Below are 3101 nucleotides of genomic sequence, written 5' to 3'. Positions count from 1 at the left end.
GTTGATAAGAAGGATGCTACTGATCAAAATAAATCTGATACAAATAAAGATAATAAAGCTGTAGCTAATAATAAATCTAATGATCAAAATAAAGTAGCAGTGAATAATCAAAAGTCTGAACCTCAATCTTCTGATGTTTCTAAAAAAGTTGATGTGAAAAAAGAAGATAATAATAAAGATGTAAAGACTAAGGATACTAGCAGTAAAGCTAAAGCTGCAGATAATAAATCAGATAAACAACAAAAAGAATTACCTAAAACGGGTGAAAGTGAAAATACATTATTTCGTACTTTGTTATTTACTTGTGTAGTTATATCATTATTAGGTATTCATAGATTAAAGCGAAAAGCTAACTTTTAATATAAAAGCGACTCACGAGATAGAAATCTCGTGAGTTTTTTTGTGGAAAAAAGTATGTCTAACGCATTTTATATCAGGCATAATTTAATACAATAAATGTAAAAAATATATTGAATGGTAAAAAATTACATTGTATAATATCCTTAATTAATCTGAGGTATAAATTTCTTCAATATAGATAAAATATAGGCGATAAAAAAATAAACCGAAATATAAGAAAGTTATATGAAGGTTAAAAATTGAAGAGGAGTGATAATTTAATTTTAAGTTACAAGAGAATCATAATGATGGTTTAACTCATCATTTCACGTTTATTTTATTAAATTAGCTTTGCTCTATTATGTTTACCCTAATATTAGATTGAAATTTTTTTGATTTTATTTTCTGAATATTATTGAAAAGAGGTGTATGATGAAGAAGTTTATTTTATTAATCACATTTTTGTCTTTAATCAACATCTCAATAATTAGTAATCAAGCCTTTGCAGAAGAAAGTAATCAATCAGGTCAACAAATTTCAGATAGTAATTTAAATGAAAGTAATATTTCTAATATTGATATTGATAAATATGAAAATGAAGACTTGAATACAAATTTAGAAACAGATAATAATACAAATGAAGATGTTGAAAATGAAGAACCGAATATTAGTACAAGTGCCATAGCAGTGGAATCTGAAAATAATAATGATGTAGAGAACAATGAAAATAACGAGAATAATTCAGAAATACAAAATACGCAACCAGAAAACAATTCAATCAAAAAAGCTAATGTCGAAATTGAAAATAGCGAAAGTACATCAAGTGAGAATATAAGTAGTGGAGAAGAAAAATTCAATGATGAAAAAAGTAGTTTATCATTAGAAAAGATAGATGTTAATCAAGGAAAAAATGAAGCTATTAATAATGTAGCTGAATCTATAATTGGTCAGGATGATAGGAAAATTGTAAGAGATTTAATTAAAGCGCCGAATAAATCTATTGTTCATATAAGTTCATATGTAAATGACAGTATACTTTATGGAGGTGGTACGGGATTCTTGATTGATAACTATACTGTGCTGACTGCTGCACACGTTATAACTAGTGATTATATCGATTACCCAATTAATAAAATTATAATAGAAGCAGGATATAAGGATGAAAAAGCTACATTTGGAACCGCAAATGTAATTAAAACATATGTAATGCCTGAATGGAAGAATTTTCGTAATTATTTTTTTGATATGGCTATACTTATTATTGACAAACCTTTAGGTAAGGACTTAGGTAAGTTAAATATTATTGATGAAGTTACTTTAGGTGAATTTATATCAACTACAGGTTATCCAGGTTCAAACAAAAATAATATAGACAAAATAAAAAAAGGTAATCAATATTATAGTTCTGGAAAAATTGTGAATATTACTAAAAACAAAATTTATTATGATTCTGATACAGAACCTGGACAAAGTGGTAGCCCAGTATTTAATATTAATAATGATGTTATTGCGATTCATACTAGAGGGTTTAATGAGAATGACTCTTATAAATATAATTCTGGTATAAGACTATCTTCAACTAATATAGAAACTATAAATGAATGGAAAAATGAATTAAAGATTGAGGATTTTAATAAATATATTTATATCAATGAAAAAAATGCAAAAGTATGGAAAGATTTAAATTTCAATGAGCTATATAAAAATGATAAGGATATTTTAGTCAGAGTATATAAAGCTGAAAATTTATATACAGATTCTATAGGTGGTAAATATTTATTAATTAAAGATAAGAACTATCAATTTATTGGATTTATAAACATTAATGATATAACTGAAATTAATGCTACTACAACTAATTTAAGCGTACAACTAAAAAAAGAAAATATAAAGCATTTTAGAAACTTATTTGAAGATGTAAAAACAGATACTAAATTATCTTTCAACAGTTATTATAAAGTGAAATATACTTACCGATTACCAAATAATCGAATAATCTATTCTTTATATGATAAAAATGATAAATGGCAAGGATATGTATTAAACAAAGATGTTAATGAAATTAAATTTGAACCTTATGATGAACGTGTTGAAATTATAAAGAATAATTATACTGTATGGGGAGATTTCTTTGGTAAGAAAAATTTAGATACAAAATCTATTTATCACAAGGTATTTAATGCTAAAGGTATCTATAAAGATAAAAATAATAATCGAACGTATTTAAAAATTTATGATAGTAAGGGTAATTATTTAGGGATTTTGAATATAAATGCTACTGAGAAAGTTGTACCACAAAGTTTCAATAAAGATGTAAAAATTATAAGTACTAAATATAATTTTTATCATTTCTTATTCGATAGAGTAAGAAACCAATCACAGAATTATATAAACAAAAAACTACATTCTAAATGTTTATATAAATTAAGTAACGGAAGAATTTACTACTCATTATATGATAATAAAGACAAATGGATAGGTTATATTGAGAAGGAAGCAGTAAAAGTACTATAAATATTTAAGTGAGGAGTGAAAATTATGTTAAAGAAAATAATTTTATCAACATTGTTATGTACAACACTAACTACACCAGTTATTGGAAAAGTAAATGCAGAAGAAGTGAAACAAGACAAACCTGTGAAGTATGTGTTTCACAACGGAGGAATGTTATATCCTATCAGAATAAATTATGATGGTTCAATGACTGTACCTGAACAAGGTGGAGAAATATTAGAAATTGATGCAAAGCCAGGTGATTTTTA

3 protein-coding genes are annotated in these 3101 nt (G+C 25.2%); all 3 read left to right on the top strand.

Annotated elements, in window-relative coordinates; genetic code table 11:
- On the top strand, window positions 1-360 hold a 360-nt coding region (locus tag ACJTHF_RS13960), incomplete at its 5' end, for an LPXTG cell wall anchor domain-containing protein (RefSeq protein WP_407812634.1).
- A gap of 411 nt (window positions 361-771) precedes the next feature.
- On the top strand, window positions 772-2853 hold the full coding sequence (locus ACJTHF_RS13955; RefSeq protein WP_407812633.1) for a trypsin-like serine peptidase: 2082 nt from the start codon (window positions 772-774) through the stop codon (window positions 2851-2853).
- A 24-nt stretch (window positions 2854-2877) separates the two neighbouring features.
- Window positions 2878-3101, top strand: a 224-nt coding sequence (locus tag ACJTHF_RS13950; protein ID WP_407812632.1) for a hypothetical protein, incomplete at its 3' end; no start/stop codon positions are given.

Origin of the sequence: Mammaliicoccus sp. RAM2 (assembly GCF_045897195.1) — a bacterium.
GTDB lineage: Bacteria > Bacillota > Bacilli > Staphylococcales > Staphylococcaceae > Mammaliicoccus > Mammaliicoccus sciuri.
This window is presented reverse-complemented; position numbering and strand designations above follow the sequence as displayed.

Bases quoted from the DNA above. Each gene is read 5' to 3' on its own strand.
- ACJTHF_RS13955 (WP_407812633.1), top strand. From the start codon at position 772: ATGAAGAAGTTTATTTTATTAATCACATTTTTGTCTTTAATCAACATC.